Raw genomic sequence first — 20,367 nt, 5'->3', positions numbered from 1 at the left:
CAGGAAAAGAACCGGCTCGTTTCCGAGCCGGTTCAGCTTATTCGAAAAATATACTCACTGCCCTTTAGCAGCAAGCTCCCGCAAATCCTTTTTGACGATCTTGCCCAGCCTGTTTTTCGGAAGGCTTTCGGCAAACACGATGTCAGGAATTTTGTATTCCGCGAGGCGCCCTTTGCAGAATTCGACGATATCCCGTTCGCTTAAAGGAGAGCTCTCGTTTTTCACGACGTATGCCCTCGGAACTTCACCGTACATCTCATCGGGAACGCCGATAACGGCCGTTTCGACAACGCCCGGAACCTGCTCGATCACTTCCTCCACCTGATCCGGATAAATATTGTCTCCGCCATATACAATCACGTCTTTATAGCGGCCGGTAATGTATAAAAATCCGTTTTCGTCAAGCCTGCCCGAGTCGCCCATGTAAAACCAGCCATCCTTCAGTACCTTTTGCGTCGCTTGCGGATTTTGATAATAGCCTTCAAACACGTACGGGCTTTTGACCGCGACTTCCCCGACTTCACCTGTCGGAAGCTCTTCGCGTGTCTCGGGATGGACGATTTTCACGCTGACGTGCGGAATCGGTTTACCGGCGGAATTGGCTTTATCCCAGCCCATGTCAGGCCTCCAGACGCTGATCGTCCAGGCTTCGGTGCTTCCGTACCCCTGCACCATTTGGATGCCGCGTTCATGGTATTCTTTAATCAGCCGCACCGGAACCTTTGTCCCGCCTGAAATCAGGCTCAAGATCGATGACAGGTTATACTCGCGCTTTTTCATTTCCTCAAGCATGTAAGTGTATACAGACGGAAACGCCATCATCATATGAATGCCTTTTGCTTCGATTTCCTGCAAAATCTCTGCAGGCTCCGGATCAGATAAAAAGTAGAGCCCGACCCCTTCAAAAGCGCCCTGAAACACATGGTTCAGAGAGCTCATATGATACAGCGGATGGCTCGCCAGAAAACGGGTTCCTTTCAGCCGCTTTCCTTTTACATTCACTTCTGTCAAATACGCGGTGAGGCTGCCGTGATTGACCATGCATCCCTTCGGATTTCCCGTCGTTCCGGAGGTGAACAGCATCAAAGCTAAATCGTGTTCTGTCACCTGCTCCGTCTCAACCTCGGATGGTCTGTCTTTTAAAAGGCTTTCAAGTTGTTCGGTGGTGTCCATTCCTGCGCCTGCTTCAATCAGGATGCAACGCTCAAGCTGCCGGCGCAGCGGCAATAAAACGTCTGCAAACTCCCGATCGTAAAAAACGGCCTTGGGCTGAGATTTGTTTAAAATCCCCTCCAATTCGTAGGATGTCAGCTGCCAGCTGAGCGGAACGGCCGTCGCGCCGATCTTCAATGACGCCAGCAAAATGACGGGGAAATGGTGATTATTTTTACATAAAATCGCAACATGATCTCCTTTTTGAACACCCGCCTCCAGCAGATAATGCGACAATTGGTTTACCCGCTCGCAGTATTCCTTGAACGTAAACGTCCGGCTTCCTCCGGATAAAGCCGCCAATTCGTCTGAGTTTTCCATATGGTGATTGATTAATTGCTGAAGTGTACCCAAAATATTCATCTCCAATTGTTCATTGTATCTCACACATGGTTATATGATGTGACGTACAAATTCATTCTAAAACAAAAAATATCCATTGTAAAACCATTTCAAGTTGGAATTATTCTGTTTATTAATTGATAATCAAAGAAAACAATTTGGATTTATTTTCAATATCAAAAATGTCTTTCTATACGTTTCACTTATGATAAAATTGACCTATGTTCGACTAGTACAAATCAATGAGGCCGCTATACGGAAATGAGGAATCCTTCATGAAGCAACATATCATGGAAGCTAACCTGTTAGACCATGCCTTGTCGAAATTTTTGCGATCTTCAAAGGAAATCGATGAAAAAACGATTCCCAAGCATATCACAAGCGTAAAAGGGTTTATTTTACGGATCATTCACAGACACGGAACATGTACCGTGAAAAACATTTTGCAGGAAGTATCGCTGTCCCCATCGGCTACGACGAACGCGCTGAACCATTTAGAAAAAGAAGGGCTTGTCATTAGATCAAGAAACACTGATGACAGGCGCACGGTCTGGCTTGAACTGTCCCAGGAAGGAAAGCGGATCGCAGAGCAGATGGTCGAAAACCGCCAGGCATTGATTGATCAGCTGTTTGAAAAGCTGTCAGAAGAAGAAAAAGAGACTTTTTTTGCTTTGATTGAGAAGATTTTTACGTGATGCCCGCTTGCATACCAGGCCATCGATACGATCGACAGCCTGGTTTTCTTTTATTTGAGGCCGAGCGCCTCAAGTGCCATGTCCATATGCTCTTTTTGCTTTGTCAAAAGCGCAAACATGGCGATCTCGATTCCGTAAGCGGCCTGCATCTCGGCAATATGCTGTTTCATCCCCGGCCAGACCCGTCCCCCGGCTTCTTCGTAGAAGCCGATGAGCCGGGCTGTTTCCGCTTCGCCTAAAATCGTCTGAAACAGAAGAAAATCTTTAGCAGGATCGGCGACCTTGGCTTCTGTCCAATCCAACAGACCTGTCACACAGAGATCCCTGTCAATCAGAATATGCGGCGGATGCAGGTCGCCATGGATCAACACGGAATGCCTTGGCCAATACGAATCATCCGAAATCCACCTTTGCCACCTTTCCCACAGCATCTCGCTGACCCCAAGCTCCGCCCTGATCCGCTCCATGTCGTCTGCTTTTGTTTGGCGTACATCGTCTGGACTCATCACTTGTACACCTGCTTCCTCCGCCGCATGATGATCGATCCCGTGGAGATCGGCAAGCGTTTGTGCGAGCGAACGGACAAATGGCTCGGCAGGCGGCTGATGCTTCATATTCCACACATAATTCCTGATCTCCATATCGATGACGGCAGCCGGAACACCGGCAAGCATCGGATACGCAATTAATTCCGGCTCATCGATTTGCCAATCAGGAACCTCGGCCTGAAGGCGGCCCCGAAGCATTTTGAGCACTCTTCCTTCGGCAGCGGCCCTTTTGATGACATCGTCCCGCCTCGGCCTTCTCAGCACCCATCTCCTCCCTGATTCATCATCTGCAAAAACGACTTGAAAATCCATGCCCGACTCATTGATCTCCGCACCTTCAGATTTCAGCTGAAGACCGTATGTCTCCGCCAGCCCCAGCATTTGTTCCATATTCAATTCAATTTCCTCCTCACCCGTTTTTCGATCAAAAAACACAGGCCATCCGCCTGTGCTGTTTTAAAATCGGTTCAAAAACGCAAAAAAAGAGGCGTCCGAATCGCGCCCCTTTCCTCTCATATTAGATTCCATCAAAAGGCAGATCAATCCCGATTACCCTGCACACAGGCAGAGACCTTGTTCCACTATTTAATTAGCGGTAATCGGAATCTGATGTATGCCATATTGGAATCCCTCCGTTCTGTAAAGTTAGGTTTATTCTAACAGGTTTGCCAATGATCCTCAATCCCTTTAACTAATCATTCATACCGGTTTGACGCTTTAAGTTTTCGAACCAGGCCGTATCTCCTGTTCCATAAGTCTTCTTCTGTCCTATATCTCTCAAAGATCCATTGCTGTAGTCAATCGATAAAATAAAATCCGGAATGGAATCATACCCGACTTTCGCAAGCTTGCTAAGCTGTGATCCATAGTGAGCCAATGCATAATTGACCGTTTTCTTTTGCACGGGATCCTTTTCAAGCTCTTCTTTATACACATCTAATAAATCGCGGCCGTCAGGCGTTACAAAACGGCCGTCGATGACTTCCAAATCCTTCACATGATAGCCCGTCACTTCATACATTTCGCGGGCTGTTTGGTATTTTTGATACGCATCAAGGGAATATTGGGCAGAATCACTGCTTAAGCTTTTCATAATATGCAAAAATAGTTCTTTGCTGTTTTCGCCCGTTTCTAATAATTTCTCGATTTGATTGATCAGTTCTTCATCATCTGTACCGCTGACCTTAACTTTATAATCAATCGGCGTAATCGAAATCGTGAGCACCGTATCCTTTGGAATGTCAATTTGATACCGGTCCAGCAAAATTTGAAGCTGCTGGTTGACCTGGCTGCGCTGATATATCTTTTCATTCTCAGCATCGACTTCGCCATTTAAAGACACATTTCGGAATGCAGCATCTTGCAGGTTATAGCTTTGCGCCTTTCCTTTGAACAGCCATTCCGTTTCATTGTCATATGCAGCCTGCCGCTCCGTTGCTGTTAAATCGCTTCTAAAATAAGGGGAAGCCGGATTTTTATATTTATCCTTAATATAGCCGAGCGGGTCAGGCTTCGTTTTGTTGATCGCATTGATCCTGCTGTACTTTTCATCAAGGATTTTGGTGCAGATGTCGCTTTGTGACTCATAGGGATTGTTTGCATGAATCACCGTTTCTTCCCCGGTATCTGCCACAGTCCGGTTATTCGCGGTTTGGTACAGTCTGCTGAAGCTCCCGGCATTGTTAACAATCCTGTCTTTTGAATAGTTCAGCTGCTTCAGCCCTTCAGCAGACGATTTTTCGAATACCGCAGCAGTATGGGAAGAACGGGTTTTGCTTGTTTTAGATGCATGCTCTTTCAGCATGTTTTGGACCATCAGCTGTGTACGGATGTATTGACGATTCAGTCGCATCGGAGCCCTCCTGTTCAACTCTGTCTATTGTTTTATATCGGCTTGATTGTGTTAATGTTAACCTTATCAAACAATTTTTTACACAGAGTGTAACCGCCCTACATTCGGCGGCAAAATCCCGTTATTCCTGCTCCCCGCTTTTGTTAGTGATCCTCTCCATCACCTCATGCAGCCCTTCAGGCTTATAAAACTCCACCGGAGAGCTCCCCTTTTCAAACGAAATCGTCTCTGCTTCAATGAGCGCGACGTAGCGGCCGTTTACTTTCGCAAGATGGATAGAGTCCCCGAAGTCGGCAAGCAATCCTTTAATCTCGGTTTCTCCGAGCTTCATTTTCAGCTCTGCCTCAGGCATATGCTCAATGATCTGCGCGGAGGCTTCGATCACCTGATGGGTGTCAAGCCGCTCTTGAATCTCCCGCTTCTCGCTGGCTTCCCAGATTTCCATGTCATGTTCAAATTGCTTGAGCTCTTCGCTGCTGTCTTCAAATGTCTCATATACGTGCTCCTGCACCATGTTCATAACCTGCGACTTCATGATCTCAGGCATTGATTCCCCGTACTCGACGAATTTCAGAAAATCCTCGAAATAGCGCGCATGCGAAGCCTGGTGGATTTTCACTTCGCTTTCTTCTGTCATACCCTCTTCAGGCATGTGCGGATATTGGATCGATTTCATGTTTTTTGTCGTGATCGCCATTTCGACCTTGCGGATCAACGACGATTCGTCGGCGATCGAAGCGACCTTCGGCTCAAAATCGCATTTCATGATAAAGACGAATGCATCATCGAAATATTTGCGCGGCACGGCGGATGCTACTAAAAACACGCCGCCGCGGACGGCGCTCGTGTCAAGGTATGTGCGGACGAACTGCTCGCTCATTTCATTGAAATCTTCTTTTGTTTCAGCTTGCTTTGTCCGATGGAACAGGTTGTAGTTTGGGTTTGAATCAAGCTCATGCCCCGGCTCTGTAATGAAGCGGCCGATTTTCGTCGGCACCTGTTCTGACTTCGGATGGCGGTCCGCTTTCCGTTTGACGATTTTTTTCAATTCCCCGTCTAAGAAATCTTTCAGTTCGCTGTTTTCAAATTCTTCCGTATCAAGGGTCTGAAAGTGTTTAAATTGCTTGTTGGCCTGCTCGTCCTTGCCGTCGACTTGTATGACATAAAATGAAATATAACGAATTTCAAATTCCATGATGCGTATTCACCCGGTTTCCTAGTTATTTCAGTTCTTCAAGTATAGGAAAACGCCGGTTTTCCGTCAATGAAGCCAAAATGAAAAGATGACCTCCTTATCACGGGAGCCATCTTTTTTAATCCAGAGGCTTATTCTTTTTATAGTAAAGCGTCACGCTTTGCTTCCGCAAATTTTCAATAATGTCATGATAGCTGCTTGCAAACTGTTCATTATCTTGTTTCATCCGGGTAATCACCGTTTTTCGGTTTTCGCTTTTGTGATCCAATTCTTCTTTGATTTTCGTGATGATCATGCCTTTTTGCCCTTCAATCTCACTTTTTAGCTTCTTGTCAAATTCGTTCAGCTCTTTCAAAATGCTTTTCAGCGGTGCATTCAGACGGTCCGCTTTATCCTTTGCCGAGATGCTGCTTAAAAACATATATGTAGCCGAAACCGTTTCAGTTTCCTCCAATAACGGTTTTACCATGTTCATTGAATCCTCCTATGCCTTAAAATCAAATAATGCTGAGATTTGCTTGTCCTCATCGCATAACTTCTCAATGCTTGAGCGAATGTCTTTCACAAACCGTTTTTTCTCGGAAGTTTGTTTTTTTAATTCACTGATGATGCCGTCACACTCGGGAAGCGGAGCCGTGTGGTACGAGTCGTGAACGACGATTTTATTTAATTTGCCGCTTGAAGCTGCAAAGCCTGAGGCAAGCTTAAACTGAAAGTCGTATTGGTAGTGCGAGGGATTCGCTTCCATATCATGAATGGCTTTCGTAAGCGCGGCTTTTTTATTTGCGAAATGATCGTGGATTTCGTGGTGAAACACGCGTTGATAACGGTCGATTTCATCTTCGATTTTTGAAATGGCCGCCATCCCCGCCTGATAAATCCTGACGGCCGATGACAGATTGACCTTAATCTCTTTTCCGTCCTTGCCTTTCTTTGAAAAGTATATATCCCCGCCTTTATAGCTAATGCCTTTCTTTTTGGACAAGGCGTTTAAAAGCGGCGTTATACTGTGGCCTTCCGCAATTAAACTGAGGAGGCCTTCCGTATCTGCTCCCAGCTGCTTTACATAAGCGATCAAACGGTTAATGCTGTCTTTGGATTTATCAAAGATTCCTTTCCATTCAAAGAAATTCAATTTATTATCCATAAGCTGCTGATATAGATTTTTCAGTGTCGATATTTCTTTATCGATATTCCCGAGGTCTTTTTCGATTACTGCCTTTTGCGCGTTATCTATATAGCCGTTGGCCTCCAGTTGATCGAGTATAATGTCTTTGTTTTTCATAATCGTATCGACAAACCCCAAAAATTTTGGAAGCTTCTCCTTCACTTCAGCCGCAATGTCATCCGCCATACTAAAAAAGTCCCCGACTTTTGCATTCATATATATCATCTGTTGTTTGGGGCTCTTGATCTTCTTAAAGTTATTGATCAACTCCAAGTCAATGCCTGCCGCTTCTTTTAAAAAACCATTAAAACCATTCTTTTGATAGGCGCTTGAGTACTGTCTCCAGTATTTTTGTATTCTTCGGACATCCTCGTCTGGAATTTGGTCGATTAAGTTTCTAATCCCTTTCACATCATGATTCGTATCCGTCATCTTCACATCGCCGAACGTGATGAAATCCGCCTTTCCGCTGACGCCGTAGAGCGGATCGTCTTTAGAGATGCGCTGGGTGATGTTGGCGGTGACGCCTTTGTCGTTGTAGTATTTGACGATGGCTTTTTTGAGTTTGGATTTTGGAACTTTGAGTAACTCTTTAAATGTATCAACCTTAAATTTTTCAAGCATGGTATATCTTAAATGTTTATCCGCTTTTAATAAGTGATCTGTACTTATTTGTGCACCATTTACACCATATACCTCGTCATATTGTCCATCAATTAACTGAACCATCACTTGATTATTATTTGCCAACGAATGCCCTAAAGCAAAGGTTTTCAAATTTTCTTTATTTCCAGCCTTATTCTTTGCATTTCTGGTGAATTCTTTTGTAGCTTTGTATTGGTTATCATCAATTCCAAGAAATAATCCAAAAAAGTTGTAAGACCAATCTTTATTATCTGCGCTTCCTTCTGAGATAATATGAAGCTGATCAACATTATGTTTCTTGTCTACTATTTGAATAGCAGTACCGTCATAGCCTGATTCTTTATTCTGTTTAACAATCTCTTTTGAAGTATAAATTTCAATGTTTTGGGTAAGTTCTTGTTTAGTTTCTTCTTTATAGATTCTACGAATGTCTGATTCAAATTCTTCTTTAGCCTTTTTTACTTCAGCTGGATTTGATGAAGCAAATTTCTTTTTATAACTGTACTCCAAATCTATTAAGCGCAATTTCACGTTTTCGTTTTCAAAAATATTCTTACTTCCCATCTTCCTTCCCCTTTTTACTTAAATTAAAAGTAATGGATTTCAGCATTTTTTTTACCTTTTTTTCATACTCATCTGGCTTCTGGCTGCATGAATCAACTTTTGACGAACAGCTAAATCTATATGAATATGCTATTCCTACGTAATTTTGTTCTGTTGATTTTATATAACCAAGATAAATATAGGAAGGATTACTTTCCTTATTAAAAGACTCTTTTTTAGATGCAAAATAAATGTCTTTCCCTTTTAACGCCAGTTTATCAAAATCACCTTTATACTCATTTTCTCCGCTGACGATATCCAACATCGTATCAGGATTATTTATAAATGATTCATTGCGATAAAACTCAATAGAAGCATTCATTACTATATTTGTTTTTTTATCAACACTATCAAAGTAAAGTGACTCATTTTCATTAGATATTTCAGAGTCAGAATATTCCCCATCCTCCGGAAACAACATCGTAAACCCCTTCAACTTCGACTCAAGCAGGTAGTATCCGGGTCCGACTTCCTTCGTTGAAGCCATGTATTCTCTCGTTTTCTTATCCTGAAACGCCGGAACCTGCGGCAGATCCTTCGGGTCCATGTCTTTCGGTTTAACGGCTTCTTCTTGATTGCCGTTCTTTTGGCTGTCGCTCATACTGCATCCTCCTGTAAAAGCTAGTATTATAGCAAAACACATCATCATCATTTTTTTCATTTTTTAAAACCTCCAAGGGTCCTGATGTTAACGGACTTTCAAACATTTTTGATGCGATTGACCCACTTGAAAACGGTCCTTTCTTATGTTACAACATGGAATAAATTAGATGAATAGGAAAAATGTCTTGAAAACTCTGTCAGCGAGATGATAATCAGCATAGGAAATAGGCCGAACGGTTATTGTGACGGGGAATAAGAGGGGTCTTTGGTTTGTTCTTCAAGGTAAACAAACTGTACAAAAGACTCATCTGATTTTTTTCATAAGAGGTTGTCGGTAAACATTCCACCAAGCAGTTCCTTTATAGTGAATATTAATGTTTTTTCAATCCGAAGCAATTTTCACTTATTATCTATACGGAACTATTTATATGAAGTTTCATAAATATATTTTTGGCTATGATTCTGTTTGAAGTATCGGATGTTGCGCACAATAAGAAATTTTTTGAGCTTGCGTCTCTTCTTTTATCCCATTATTAAAACCACCCTATAGTCTGCTATAGGGTGGTCTTCGATCACGTCACAGGCGCTGGATTGAACAGACATAAGTCATTATACAGCCCCCAATGTTCGGCCCACGTCTGTTTGCGGCCGCTTGCGACATCAAGAATCATTCGGAAGAGATCCCAGCCGACTTCTTCTATTGACGCTTCACCGGTGGCGATCCGTCCGGCATTGATATCGATCAAATCGTGCCAATCTTCCGATAATGATTGCCTCGTCGAGACTTTGATGACAGGCGCCATTTCCAATCCGTACGGCGTTCCCCTGCCGGTTGTGAAAACCTGAAGGTGCATTCCTGAAGCCAGCTGCAGCGTTCCGCAGACAAAATCGCTTGCGGGTGTCGCCGCAAAAACGAGGCCTTTCTGTTCGGCCCTTTCGCCTGGCGCCAATACGCCGTTTATCGGACTGCTGCCCGACTTCGCAATCGATCCGAGCGATTTTTCCACGACATTTGCCAGTCCGCCTTTTTTATTGCCGGGGGACGGGTTGGAGCTCCGGTCCGCTTCGCCCCTTTGGAGATACCGGTCATACCAGGCCATTTCCCTGATAAGCGCACGTCCGACTTCCTCGTTTACAGCCCGCGGGGTTAATAAATGGACAGCATCGCGTACTTCTGTTACTTCGGAAAATAAAACCGTCGCCCCTGCCCGGACCAGCAGATCTGCCGCATACCCCGCCGCAGGATTGGCGGTGACTCCTGAAAATGCATCGCTTCCCCCGCATTGCAGACCGATGACCAGATCGGAAACAGGGCATGTTTCCCGTTTTCGCTCGTTCAGTCTTTTCAAGCGTTCTTCGGCCATGTCCATAATGGATTGAACCATTTGCGAAAACCCTTGGCGCTCTTGCAGCAAAAGGATGTTCTCCGAACCGCCGTCCGGTGTGATCCTTGCGGGAAGCAGCTTTTCGCAGCCGAGGCCGATGATCATCGCCTGGCCGCCAAAATTGGGATGCCTCGCAATATTTTGAATCGTGCGAATCGGAATGGCGGCTTCGGGGGCATTGATGGCAACCCCGCATCCGTACTGGTGGTTTATTGCCGCTACTCCATCGACATTTGGGTATTTCGGAAGGAGCTCTTCTTTGATCCGTTTGACCGCGTAATCAAGAACGCCCCTTACGCATTGGACGCTCGTCATGATCCCGAGGACGTTTCTCGTTCCGGCGCTGCCGTCTTCATTTCGATATCCTTCAAATGTATAGCCTTCAAGGGGCGGCATGGACGTCGGAACCTTTGTAGCAATCGGCAGTTCTTCTAAATCCGGGGCTTCCGGAAGCTCAAGCATCGATTCAGAAATCCATGTGCCTTTTTGAATGGGCTCTGCGGCGTAGCCGATAATTTCGCCGTAGCGGACAATCGCCCCGCCTTTTTCGATATCTGCTAAAGCGACTTTATGTCCTTCGGGAACGCGTTCTTTTAGCTCAAGTCCGCAGAGGAATACGGTTCCCTCCTTCAGTCCCCCGGTATTAACGATGATTGCCGTATTGTCCTTCGGATTCACCTGAATGTAACGCGGGGTTTCTTGCCGGTTTACTTGTACAGCCATAGTTCAACATCAACTCCCCTTTGCGATTTGTTGAAAGCGCTGTCAAATGAACCGCGGCTGTCTTATATCTCAAGCATCAATTTCCCTTTTCATCTCCGCCTTTTTCTTGGTCAAGACCTATTAGAATTTTGTCGCGCACAAATTTTAAGTGTTCATACATATGGTGATAGGCTTGATAAGGATCTCTTTGTTCGAGGGCCTTCAAAATATTCGAATGATATTCGACGGTCCGGTCCCTCTCCCTGTACGGGATCTGGCTGTCTATTTTCGCGTGCGTCATCAAGAGTGACTGAATCATGCCTTCCACTACCGGGTTATTCGCGCTTAACGCAATGATCCGGTGAAATTCCTTATCCGCTTCGCCGTAATCGTTATCTGTGCTATTTGCGATTATATCGATCGTTTCCTTCAGCCTCGCAAGCTGGCTATCATCTATTTTTTCCGCGGCGATCGTCACCAGACCGAGTTCAAGCGCCATGCGCGCTTCAATAATGGCAGGCAAATTGTCAACTGCCAAAGCCAGCATGACATTGAACGGCTGGATGCCGATTTTGTCGTTAAAATACGTGCCGTCGCGGGTTTTTCTTTTGATGACGCCGAGCGTTTCAAGAGAAATTAACGCTTCCCTGAGGACAGGTCTGCTGACGTTTAAAATTTCCATTAATTCGATTTCCGTCGGCAGTTTATCGCCGGGTTTCATTTGACCGCTTGACAGTAAATGGACGATCCGCTCAACAACCTGTTTTGCCAATGTTTTGCGATTTACTGATTCTACTTGTAATGTCTCCATATCTTCTTCCACGGATGTGATCCCCCTTTCAGTTGCTCATATTGTAAGACAAAATACAGCATATGACAACGTTGATATGGGGATGAATACCGCAGAATCGCTTGCTTTTACCGGACAAGGCTCGGGCGTTTATGGTCAAACGTCCAATTTTCGATCAAAAACTGCATAGCGGCGGCATCGTCTCTTGCCCCAAAATTCATTTTGTTATAAAGTGCATGAGCCTTCTCAACCTGTTCCATGTCAAGTTCAATGCCGAGCCCCGGCTTATCAGGGACTTGAACATGGCCGTCCTTAATGGCAAACGGCTCCTTCGTCAAGTGCTGCCCGTCCTGCCATATCCAATGCGTATCGATCGCTGTTATCCGGCCCGGGGCGGCTGCTGCAACATGCGTAAACATCGCAAGAGAGATGTCAAAATGATTATTCGAATGGGAGCCCCAGGTCAGCCCCCAATCGCGGCACATTTGAGCCACCCGTACAGAACCTTGCATCGTCCAGAAATGCGGATCAGCGAGCGGAATATCCACGGCGTGCAATTGAATGGCGTGCCCCATTTGCCGCCAGTCGGTGGCGATCATGTTGGTAGCGGTCGGAAGACCTGTCACGCGGCGGAATTCCGCCATGATTTCCCGCGCCGAATAGCCATCTTCTGCGCCGCACGGGTCTTCGGCATATGCCAGTACGTCATGCTTGCCTTTGCAAAGCTCAATCGCTTCGGTGAGCGACCATGCCCCGTTCGGATCGAGGGTGATTCTCGCTTCAGGGAACCGTTTTGCCAAAGCTGTGACTGCCTCGATTTCTTTTTCTCCTTCGAGGACGCCGCCCTTTAGTTTAAAATCGCGAAATCCGTAGCGGTCATGCGCCGCTTCCGCGAGACGAACGATCGCTTCCGGTGTCAGCGCTTCTTCGCGGCGGAGGCGGAACCACTCGTCTTTTGCATCTTGTTCGCTGATGTAAGAAAGCGTGGTCCGCCTCCGGTCGCCGATATAAAACAAGTACCCGAGCATCTTTACCTTGTCCCGCTGCTGTCCTTCGCCTAACAGCGCCGCAGCCGGCACGCCGAGAAACTTGCCCAATAAATCGAGTAAAGCCGCTTCCAGAGCCGTTACCGCATGGATCGCCGTCCGCAGGTCAAAGGTTTGCATTCCGCGGCCCTCTGCATCCAGATCGCCAAACCGGTTTTTGACTGACTGCAAAATCGACTGAAACGCACCGATCGATTGATCCATCACAAGCTGCTTCGCCTGTTCCAGCGTATGGCGGATTCTCTCACCGCCCGGCACCTCGCCGACGCCGACCGCACCTGATGAATCCTTTAAAATGACAAGGTTTCGCGTGAAAAACGGGCCGTGTGCACCGCTTAAATTCAACAGCATGCTGTCGCGGCCTGCAACAGGGATGACTTTCATGCCGACAATCGACGGCGCGGCGGTGCTTTTTTCTTCTTTTATCTGCTGAATGTGTGAATTCATTTTAACCCTCCTCTTATTGAAGCGCTTACATTTAGATTGTCAAAGATGCATCAGTTTTCGGTTCTTCCTCCTTCAGCACAACGCGCTTGATCGGGCCGACGAGAAATACATAGCTCAGCACGGCGGCAATCGCATTTGCACCGACAAACACAAGCGCACCGTTAAACGATCCCGTACTGTTAACAATATAGCCGATGATAATGGGAGTAGTAATCGACGCGATATTTCCAAATGTATTGAAGATGCCCCCGCTTAAACCCGCGCACTCCTTTGGGGAAGTATCCGAGACGACAGCCCAGCCCAACGCGCCGAAGCCCTTTCCAAAGAACGCGAGCGACATGATAAAGACGACAAGCCATGCTGAATCGGCATAATTGCAGATGATCATGCTGCATGACATCAACATGCCGAGGATGATCGGCGTTTTTCTCGCAGCCGTTAAAGAGAAGCCTTTTTTCAAAAGGAAATCGGAGAAAAGTCCGCCAAGCACACCGCCTAAAAATCCGCATATTGCGGGCAGAGATGCGACGATTCCGGCTTCGAGGATCGACATGCCGCGCGCCTGAACGAGATAAACCGGAAACCATGTCAGAAAGAAGTAGGTCAAGGTGGTGATGCAATATTGGGCGATATAGACCCCGATCAGCATGCGGCTGCTTAGGAGCTGTTTGATGTAGGGCCATTGCGGTTTTCTGTCCTTCTTCTCTTTTTTTCCTTCATCCATCGAGACGAGTCCGCCGCCGTCTGCGATATAGGCGAGTTCCGCTTCGTTGATTCTTGGATGTTTCTTAGGTTCATAGACCGTTTTCAGCCAGACAAAAGACATCATGATTCCTAAAACGCCCATGATCACGAAAACGGTATGCCAGCTGAAAGAATGGGCGAGCCATCCCATGACGGGAGAGAAAATGACCAGGGCAAAATATTGGGCCGAATTAAAGATAGCGGACGCCGTTCCGCGCTCAGAGCTTGGAAACCATGCGGCAACCACCCTGCCGTTTCCCGGAAAGGACGGCGCTTCCGACAACCCGACGAGAAAGCGGAGAGCAAACAACAGGACGATGGCCGTTCCGGCGGCAAAAAATCCGAGCGTCCCCTGGAGCAGGGTAAATAATGACCAAAAGAAGATACTGGCGGCGATGACCATTTTTGAACCAAAGCGGTCGAGCAGCCATCCACCCGGGATTTGCCCGACCACATAAGCCCAGCCAAACGCCGAGAAAACATATCCCATCGCAACCGGGCTTAAGCCGAGCTCATGCTGAACGGTATCGCCGACAATCGAAAGGGTCGCGCGGTCAGCATAGTTAACCGCCGTAACGAAAAACAGCATGAACACGATAAACCAACGGACTGAGCTTTTTCTGCCTGCGGGATGATTTTTCTTCATAGCATCATCTCCTTTATTCATTTGTATTGAAACGAGAGGTAAGAAAGAGGCGCCCAAGGCCCCTTTCGAACCAAATTACCGCTTGATAAAAACAGTTTTGACGGCTGTGAAAAATTCTTTGGCCGCCTCTCCTTGTTCCCGGGAATGAGAACTCGATTGTTTGAGGCCGCCGAACGGCGCCTGCAGTTCGACACCGGCGCTTTCCGCGTTTACCCGAATGAGCCCGGCTTCCATATCATTGATAAATGACAGCATATGACCGATGTTTTCCGTGAAAATCGAGGCGCTTAAGCCGTATTCCACATCATTTGCGATCTTTATCGCTTCTTCTATCGTGTCCGCTTTGATTAACGCGATGACAGGTCCGAAGATTTCTTCCCGGGCAATCGTCATCTCTTGTGTCACTTGATCGAAAATGGCCGGACTGATATAGTAGCCGTTTTCATATTTTCCTTCGGTCAGCCTCTCTCCGCCAAAAATGAGCTCAGCCCCTTCCTGCTTTCCTTTTTCAACATAGGACAGGCAGTTGTCAAGCTGCTGTTTGCTCGCAATCGGTCCCATCCAGACGTCTTCTTTTAAGCTGTCGCCGATCGTGATGTCTTTCGTTCGCTGGATCAGCTTTTCTTTGAAACGGTCATACACCCCGCTTTGAACGATGACGCGGCTTGTTGCCGTGCATTTTTGTCCTGTTGAGCGAAACGCTCCGCTCACCGCCGCTTCCGCCGCGGCATCAAGATCGGCGTCATTTGCTACGATAACCGGGTTTTTTCCGCCCATTTCAAGCTGGAATTTCGCCCCTCGCTCAAATGCGATGCGCCCGATGATCTTTCCGGTTTGATTGGAGCCGGTAAAGGTAACGCCGCTAATCCCAGGATGCTCCGCCAGCCGCCGGCCGACTTCAGAGCCCGGCCCTGTCACTGCATTGACGACCCCAGCAGGAAATCCGGCTTCCTCAAAGCACGATATGATCTTTAGGCATGTGACGGCCGTTTCGGTCGCCGGCTTGATGACGACCGTATTTCCATAAATGAGCGCAGGCGCCATTTTCCATATCGGAATCGCCACCGGAAAATTCCATGGGGCAATCACCCCTACGGCTCCGAGCGGTACCCTGTCGGTAAACATGAGCGCGTCTTTGTCAGTCGACGGGATCACGTCTCCCGTTTTGCGCATGCCTTCTCCTGCATAGAATTTCAGAATTGCAATTCCGCGGGCTGTCTCGCCTTTTGCTTCAGGCAGCGTTTTTCCCATTTCGCGCGTTGCGCATTCGGCAATTTCATCAAGGCGCCGCTCCATGATGTCCGCTGCTTTATATAAATATTGGCCGCGCTCGGCTCCGGACAGCTTTCTCCAAGCTGTTTTCGCTTCGTTTGCGGCCGCTGCGGCCCGATCGACGTCTTCGCTTGAGGACTTTTGCACAAAACCGACGACATCGCGTGTGTCTGCGGGGTTTACTACTTTTTCCAACGAGCCTGATTCGGCTTTCACCCATTCCCCGTTGATAAAGTTCAAATACGTTTTGTGTTCCGTTGTAACGGGCATTCTGATTCCTCCTTTAATTTAGATGGCTGCCGTTTTTTTCGGATAGCGGTCCATCGCGTTCTTCAAGATGGTTTCGAGCTGGCGGCAATGGTCTTTTTCAACCGGCACAATCGGCGGTCTGGCAACATTTTTCACATTCAGCCCCATGATTTCCATGCCTGCTTTAATGAGGGAAACGGCATATCCCTTCCGCTGCTTGCGAATGTCATTGATCGGCAGGATCACGTGTTTATACAGATCCTTCGCAAGCTGTTTGTTGCCGTTTAACAATGCCTCGTAAAACATTCTCGAAATGTGGGGAATGTAGTTTGAAATCGCTGATGAATACGACGTAAAACCGATCGGAGCGTATGCAGGCATCGTTACTTCGGCCATCGGCATGCCGTTCAACAACCCGAGCCGGTCTCCAAGCGTATATGACAAACTGATGTTTAAATCCATATCCCCCGCCCCGTCTTTTAGACCGACAAGCTGCTTGAGCTCCGTCAGCCGCTCAACTTGCCCGAGTGTAAGAACGGCATGATCGCGCTGGTAGATAATCGCATTTAAATCTGTGCTTTCGATGATCGTTTTCGTATATTGATAAAGCCCCTCCTGCTCGCCTTTGATCAGGTAGGGAGGCAGGATCAGATATCCGTCCGCGCCTTTTTCAGCGGATAATTCCGCCCATTCGACCGCCGTGCTTAAGTTTCCGCCGACCCCGGTGTAGACAGGAACCTTCCCGCCGGCCGCCGAAACGGCGATTTCAACCATTTGTTCGTATTCCGCCCTGCTGAGCGATTGAAATTCACCGGACCCGCAAGCGATGAAAATCGCTTCCAGCCCTTCATCCAACAAAAATTGAATGTTTTGAAACAATGCTTCTTCCTCCAGCTTCCCTTGTCCATTGAAGGGCGCAACCGGAAAACCAAGTATCCCCTCCGGTGCCTTCCGAATTTGACTCATATCTGCAGTCCCCCTAAATTGCTTATTTGAATGATACAGAAAGCGCTGTCATTTCATTCAAAATGAGATGATGACCTCCTTCCAATATGTCTTTTTGTTTAATTGTAAGACAAATAAACAAATTGTCAATATCTTTATTTTCGGATTTTTCAAAAATAGTGAAAAAAAATAGGCTGAAGACTGTGCCTTCAGCCTTGGGCCTCTGCCCCGGCTTCACCGATCAATTTTTTTCTGTAAACGAACGAAGATAAAGAAATGCTCAATTCATACAAAACCAACAGCGGCACGATTACCATCACGTCTGAAATAAAATCCGGCGGCGTAATCACGATCGATATGACGACCAAAGCGAAATAAGAAACCTTTCTCATTTTGGCAAGCCTTGCCGGATTGAGAATTCCGAGGCTCGTTAAAAACATCACGACAAGGGGCATTTCAAATAAAAACCCGAACGGAAGGGTCAGGTTGATCATGAAGCGAAAATAGTGCTCTGCCGTAAACATCGTTTGAAAATGGCCGGCTGAAAGGCCGATCAAAAATTGAAGGACGAGCGGAAACAGCACAAAATAGCCGAATAAGATGCCCAGAATAAAAAAGAGAAACAGCCCCGGAATATAGCATAAAGCCACCCTCCGCTCATTTCTGGTCAACGCCGGCGATACGAACCGCCAGGCTTGAAAAGCGGCTACGGGTATTGTCGCCGCAATCGCCAAAACCCCCGAAATCATCATATACACCCATATAATGTCCCCTGGGCCCAAGACGGCAAGCTTGGCGTCCAAATCTCTGATCAGCCAGTCATAAATGTCCTGGACAAACAGAAAACCTGCAATGAGAAACAAAATAAACACGAGCAACGTTTTAATGATCCGCTGACGCAGTTCTTCAAGATGGTCAATTAAATGTGTTTCCCGGCTTTTCATCTGCAGCTGCCTCCCGCTTTCTTTAGCATGTTCGAATAAAGAAGCAGACGGGTTCACCCGCCCGCTTCCTTTATCCTGCCGTTTGGTCGCGCTTCTTTTTCACTTCAGTGTCAGCATCATTGTCATCAGAAGAAACCAAAGATTTCGTCGCGCTTTTGAATTCGGTTAACGTTTTGCCGAAAGCCCTCCCGATCTCAGGAAGCTTTGAAGGCCCGAAAATAATCAAGGCAATGACAAGGACCAAAATGAGACCGGGAATACCGATATTGGATAGCATTTGCCGTCATCCTTTCGCTGATTACTGGGTTACCTTTTTCTGCTTTTGCTTCATTTGTTTTTGGTGCGCTCTTGTATGCGCAATAAAGCGGTCCTCTTCGACTTCGTTCGATTTTTTCACGCCTCCCGGTACGATGTTGGAGGCTGTCCGCTTCAGGCCGGTGTGGTCTTTATGATAAACAAACGAAGCTCTCGTCGAAATCGCGGCGCCCGGCTCTGACACATACGGAACAACCCGGTAGTCCGCCCGCCATTCTTCAGGAGTGACCGTACAGCGCACATAGCCGCGGTAATCATTGAAAAATTGAATATGAGGATTGTTCGATAAAATTTTATCTGTATCCGCCCGTTTATCTGCCCCGTTTCCTCCGGATGTAATCGATGTGCCGACGAACTCGACGCCAAAGACAGCCGATTTCGGATCGTCAAAATCGACGAGCAGATTGTTCGCCCAGCTTGCATGAACATCGCCGGTGAGGACGACAATGTTGTTCATGTTTTTCTCTTTGATAAAGTCAATGATCCGTTCGCGCTGGGCCGGGTAGCCGTCCCATGAATCCATGCTGTAAATCGGCGCCGAACTCGTCCCAAAGTTCCAGCGAGCAAAGAAAATCTGCTGCGCCATGACATTCCAGTGCGCTTCAGACCGGCCGAGATTGTCGAGCAGCCAAGCCTCTTGCTCTGCTCCAAGGAGCGTCCGCTTCGGATCGTTTGATTCGTCTGAAGGCGGCTTGTTTCCGTCGCCATTCGCCTGATCATCGCGGTACTGGCGGGTATCAAGAACATTGATATCCGCTAAATTGCCATAGGAAAAATGACGGTATAATTGCATGTCAGGACCGTTCGGCAACGATCTGCGGCGGAGCGGCATGTGCTCATAATAAGCCTGATACGCGGCTGCCCTGCGTTTGATAAAGGCTTCAACAGACTGGCCTTTTTCAGGAATCGTATTCGCGTAGTTGTTTTCGACTTCATGGTCATCCCATGTGACGACCCACGGGAAGGCGGCGTGTGCCGCTTTCAGATTCGCATCTGAACGGTATTGGGCATGGCGGTTGCGGTAATCGAGAAGCGAGGTGATTTCCGGACCGCTGTGAGTTCTGACGTTTCCGGTCTTCGACAAGTACTCATTCGGACCGTATTCATAAATATAGTCACCGAGATGGAAAACGAGATCGAGCTTTTCTTTCGCCATGTGCTGATAGGCGGTATAGTAGCCGTGTTCGTACTGCTGGCAGGATGCGAAAGCGAAGGTGAGCTTCGAGACGTCCGCCCCTGGTGCAGGAAGGGTTTTCGTTTTCCCCACCGGGCTGAGCTGATTGCCGCATTTGAAGCGGTAATAATACACTTGGTTAGGCTTCAATCCGTCAACTTCGGCGTGAACGGAATGGGCGAGGTGCGGCGTCGCCTTCTCTTTCCCGCGTTTGACGATATGGCGGAAATGTTCATCCTTGGCGATCTCCCATTTCACAGTGACGGCTTCATTTGGCATGCCTCCCCCGTTTAGCGGATCCGGCGCCAATCTTGTCCACAAAACGACGCTGTCTGACAGCGGGTCTCCCGATGCAACACCAAGCGTGAAAGGATAATCCGAAAACTTCGGCGCCGCATTCACTTCCATCGTCCCCATCGATTGAGCAATCGCGAGCCCAAGCGAAAGCCCGGCGATTTTTCCGGCGCCCCGAATAAAGCGGCGGCGGTCAAACGTATGATCTTTCAAGCTTTCCTCGTTCAGCTTTTTGATCCATTCCTCAAGCGGCCCTTCATGTGACATGTAGATACCCCTCTCTATTCAAATGTTTGATCGGGTTCTATTATAGGAGCCGTTTGTTAACGGACAGTAAAGCTTTGTAAAACAAAAAATACGGTAAAACTAGCGGCTTCACCAGGTTTTTGTCGGAATTTGTCACAATCGATTCCATTCGCCTACAAATTCGACAAAAGGCCAATCATTCCGTCAGAACTTTCCTCCTGTTTTTCTTCATATTTTTTTAAAAGAATCAAAACAAACCGCCTCAATCATGGTAAAATAAAGAAAGTTATGAATAGAAAGGAATG

17 protein-coding genes are annotated in these 20,367 nt (G+C 47.1%); 1 reads left to right on the top strand and 16 read right to left on the bottom strand.

The features are described from left to right. Positions 1 to 54 precede the first annotated feature (54 nt). The gene (locus AB447_RS00635; protein ID WP_048354478.1) at positions 55 to 1,566 is read right to left on the bottom strand and encodes a class I adenylate-forming enzyme family protein; all 1,512 of its coding nucleotides are present in this window, start codon (positions 1,564 to 1,566) and stop codon (positions 55 to 57) included. Positions 1,567 to 1,829: 263 nt separating this feature from the next. Between AB447_RS00635 and AB447_RS00630 the strand changes: the two genes are divergently transcribed. After that, positions 1,830 to 2,249, top strand: a complete 420-nt coding sequence (locus tag AB447_RS00630; protein WP_048354479.1) for a MarR family winged helix-turn-helix transcriptional regulator — start codon at positions 1,830 to 1,832, stop codon at positions 2,247 to 2,249. 50 nt (positions 2,250 to 2,299) lie between these two features. Here AB447_RS00630 and AB447_RS00625 read toward each other — a convergent pair whose 3' ends face one another. The 15 genes from AB447_RS00625 to AB447_RS00550 form a co-directional block, all read right to left on the bottom strand. Then, positions 2,300 to 3,187, bottom strand: a complete 888-nt coding sequence (locus AB447_RS00625; protein WP_048354508.1) for a macrolide 2'-phosphotransferase — start codon at positions 3,185 to 3,187, stop codon at positions 2,300 to 2,302. A gap of 301 nt (positions 3,188 to 3,488) precedes the next feature. Next, complete coding sequence (locus AB447_RS00620; protein ID WP_048354480.1) at positions 3,489 to 4,649, bottom strand: DUF4885 family protein; 1,161 nt, start codon at positions 4,647 to 4,649, stop codon at positions 3,489 to 3,491. A gap of 121 nt (positions 4,650 to 4,770) precedes the next feature. Then, complete coding sequence (locus tag AB447_RS00615; RefSeq protein ID WP_048354481.1) at positions 4,771 to 5,844, bottom strand: DUF3900 domain-containing protein; 1,074 nt, start codon at positions 5,842 to 5,844, stop codon at positions 4,771 to 4,773. 118 nt (positions 5,845 to 5,962) lie between these two features. Next, the gene (locus AB447_RS00610) at positions 5,963 to 6,319 is read right to left on the bottom strand and encodes a hypothetical protein (protein WP_231592078.1); all 357 of its coding nucleotides are present in this window, start codon (positions 6,317 to 6,319) and stop codon (positions 5,963 to 5,965) included. A 9-nt stretch (positions 6,320 to 6,328) separates the two neighbouring features. Then, positions 6,329 to 8,221, bottom strand: a complete 1,893-nt coding sequence (locus AB447_RS00605; RefSeq protein ID WP_048354482.1) for a DUF6792 domain-containing protein — start codon at positions 8,219 to 8,221, stop codon at positions 6,329 to 6,331. After that, positions 8,211 to 8,921: a hypothetical protein gene (locus tag AB447_RS00600; RefSeq protein WP_048354483.1), complete on the bottom strand. Its 711-nt coding sequence runs from the start codon at positions 8,919 to 8,921 to the stop codon at positions 8,211 to 8,213. Before AB447_RS00600 ends, AB447_RS00605 begins: the two co-directional genes overlap by 11 nt. 514 nt (positions 8,922 to 9,435) lie before the next feature. Then, complete coding sequence (garD, locus tag AB447_RS00595; protein WP_057957385.1) at positions 9,436 to 10,971, bottom strand: galactarate dehydratase; 1,536 nt, start codon at positions 10,969 to 10,971, stop codon at positions 9,436 to 9,438. A gap of 76 nt (positions 10,972 to 11,047) precedes the next feature. Then, positions 11,048 to 11,761: a FadR/GntR family transcriptional regulator gene (locus AB447_RS00590; RefSeq protein WP_411801411.1), complete on the bottom strand. Its 714-nt coding sequence runs from the start codon at positions 11,759 to 11,761 to the stop codon at positions 11,048 to 11,050. Positions 11,762 to 11,868: 107 nt separating this feature from the next. Then, positions 11,869 to 13,233: a glucarate dehydratase gene (gene gudD, locus AB447_RS00585; RefSeq protein ID WP_048354485.1), complete on the bottom strand. Its 1,365-nt coding sequence runs from the start codon at positions 13,231 to 13,233 to the stop codon at positions 11,869 to 11,871. A 31-nt stretch (positions 13,234 to 13,264) separates the two neighbouring features. Continuing rightward, the gene (locus AB447_RS00580) at positions 13,265 to 14,623 is read right to left on the bottom strand and encodes an MFS transporter (protein WP_057957384.1); all 1,359 of its coding nucleotides are present in this window, start codon (positions 14,621 to 14,623) and stop codon (positions 13,265 to 13,267) included. Between the two features lie 75 nt (positions 14,624 to 14,698). After that, positions 14,699 to 16,165, bottom strand: a complete 1,467-nt coding sequence (gene gucD / locus AB447_RS00575; RefSeq protein WP_048354486.1) for an alpha-ketoglutaric semialdehyde dehydrogenase GucD — start codon at positions 16,163 to 16,165, stop codon at positions 14,699 to 14,701. An 18-nt stretch (positions 16,166 to 16,183) separates the two neighbouring features. Beyond that, positions 16,184 to 17,110 (bottom strand): 5-dehydro-4-deoxyglucarate dehydratase, encoded by a 927-nt coding sequence (gene kdgD, locus AB447_RS00570; RefSeq protein ID WP_048354487.1) that lies wholly within the window; start codon positions 17,108 to 17,110, stop codon positions 16,184 to 16,186. A 188-nt stretch (positions 17,111 to 17,298) separates the two neighbouring features. Then, entirely contained in the window at positions 17,299 to 18,033 is a 735-nt protein-coding gene (gene tatC / locus AB447_RS00560) for a twin-arginine translocase subunit TatC (RefSeq protein WP_048354510.1), read from the bottom strand. Between the two features lie 70 nt (positions 18,034 to 18,103). Further along, a complete protein-coding gene (locus tag AB447_RS00555) occupies positions 18,104 to 18,310 on the bottom strand; it encodes a twin-arginine translocase TatA/TatE family subunit (protein WP_046129055.1) in 207 nt (68 codons plus the stop codon). 21 nt (positions 18,311 to 18,331) lie between these two features. Then, entirely contained in the window at positions 18,332 to 20,083 is a 1,752-nt protein-coding gene (locus AB447_RS00550; protein WP_048405943.1) for an alkaline phosphatase D family protein, read from the bottom strand. Positions 20,084 to 20,367: the final 284 nt, after the last annotated feature.

Origin of the sequence: Bacillus glycinifermentans (genome assembly GCF_001042475.2) — a bacterium.
Lineage (GTDB): Bacteria > Bacillota > Bacilli > Bacillales > Bacillaceae > Bacillus > Bacillus glycinifermentans.
Note: the sequence above shows the minus strand (reverse complement) of the source record. Positions and strands in the feature narration are given on the sequence as shown.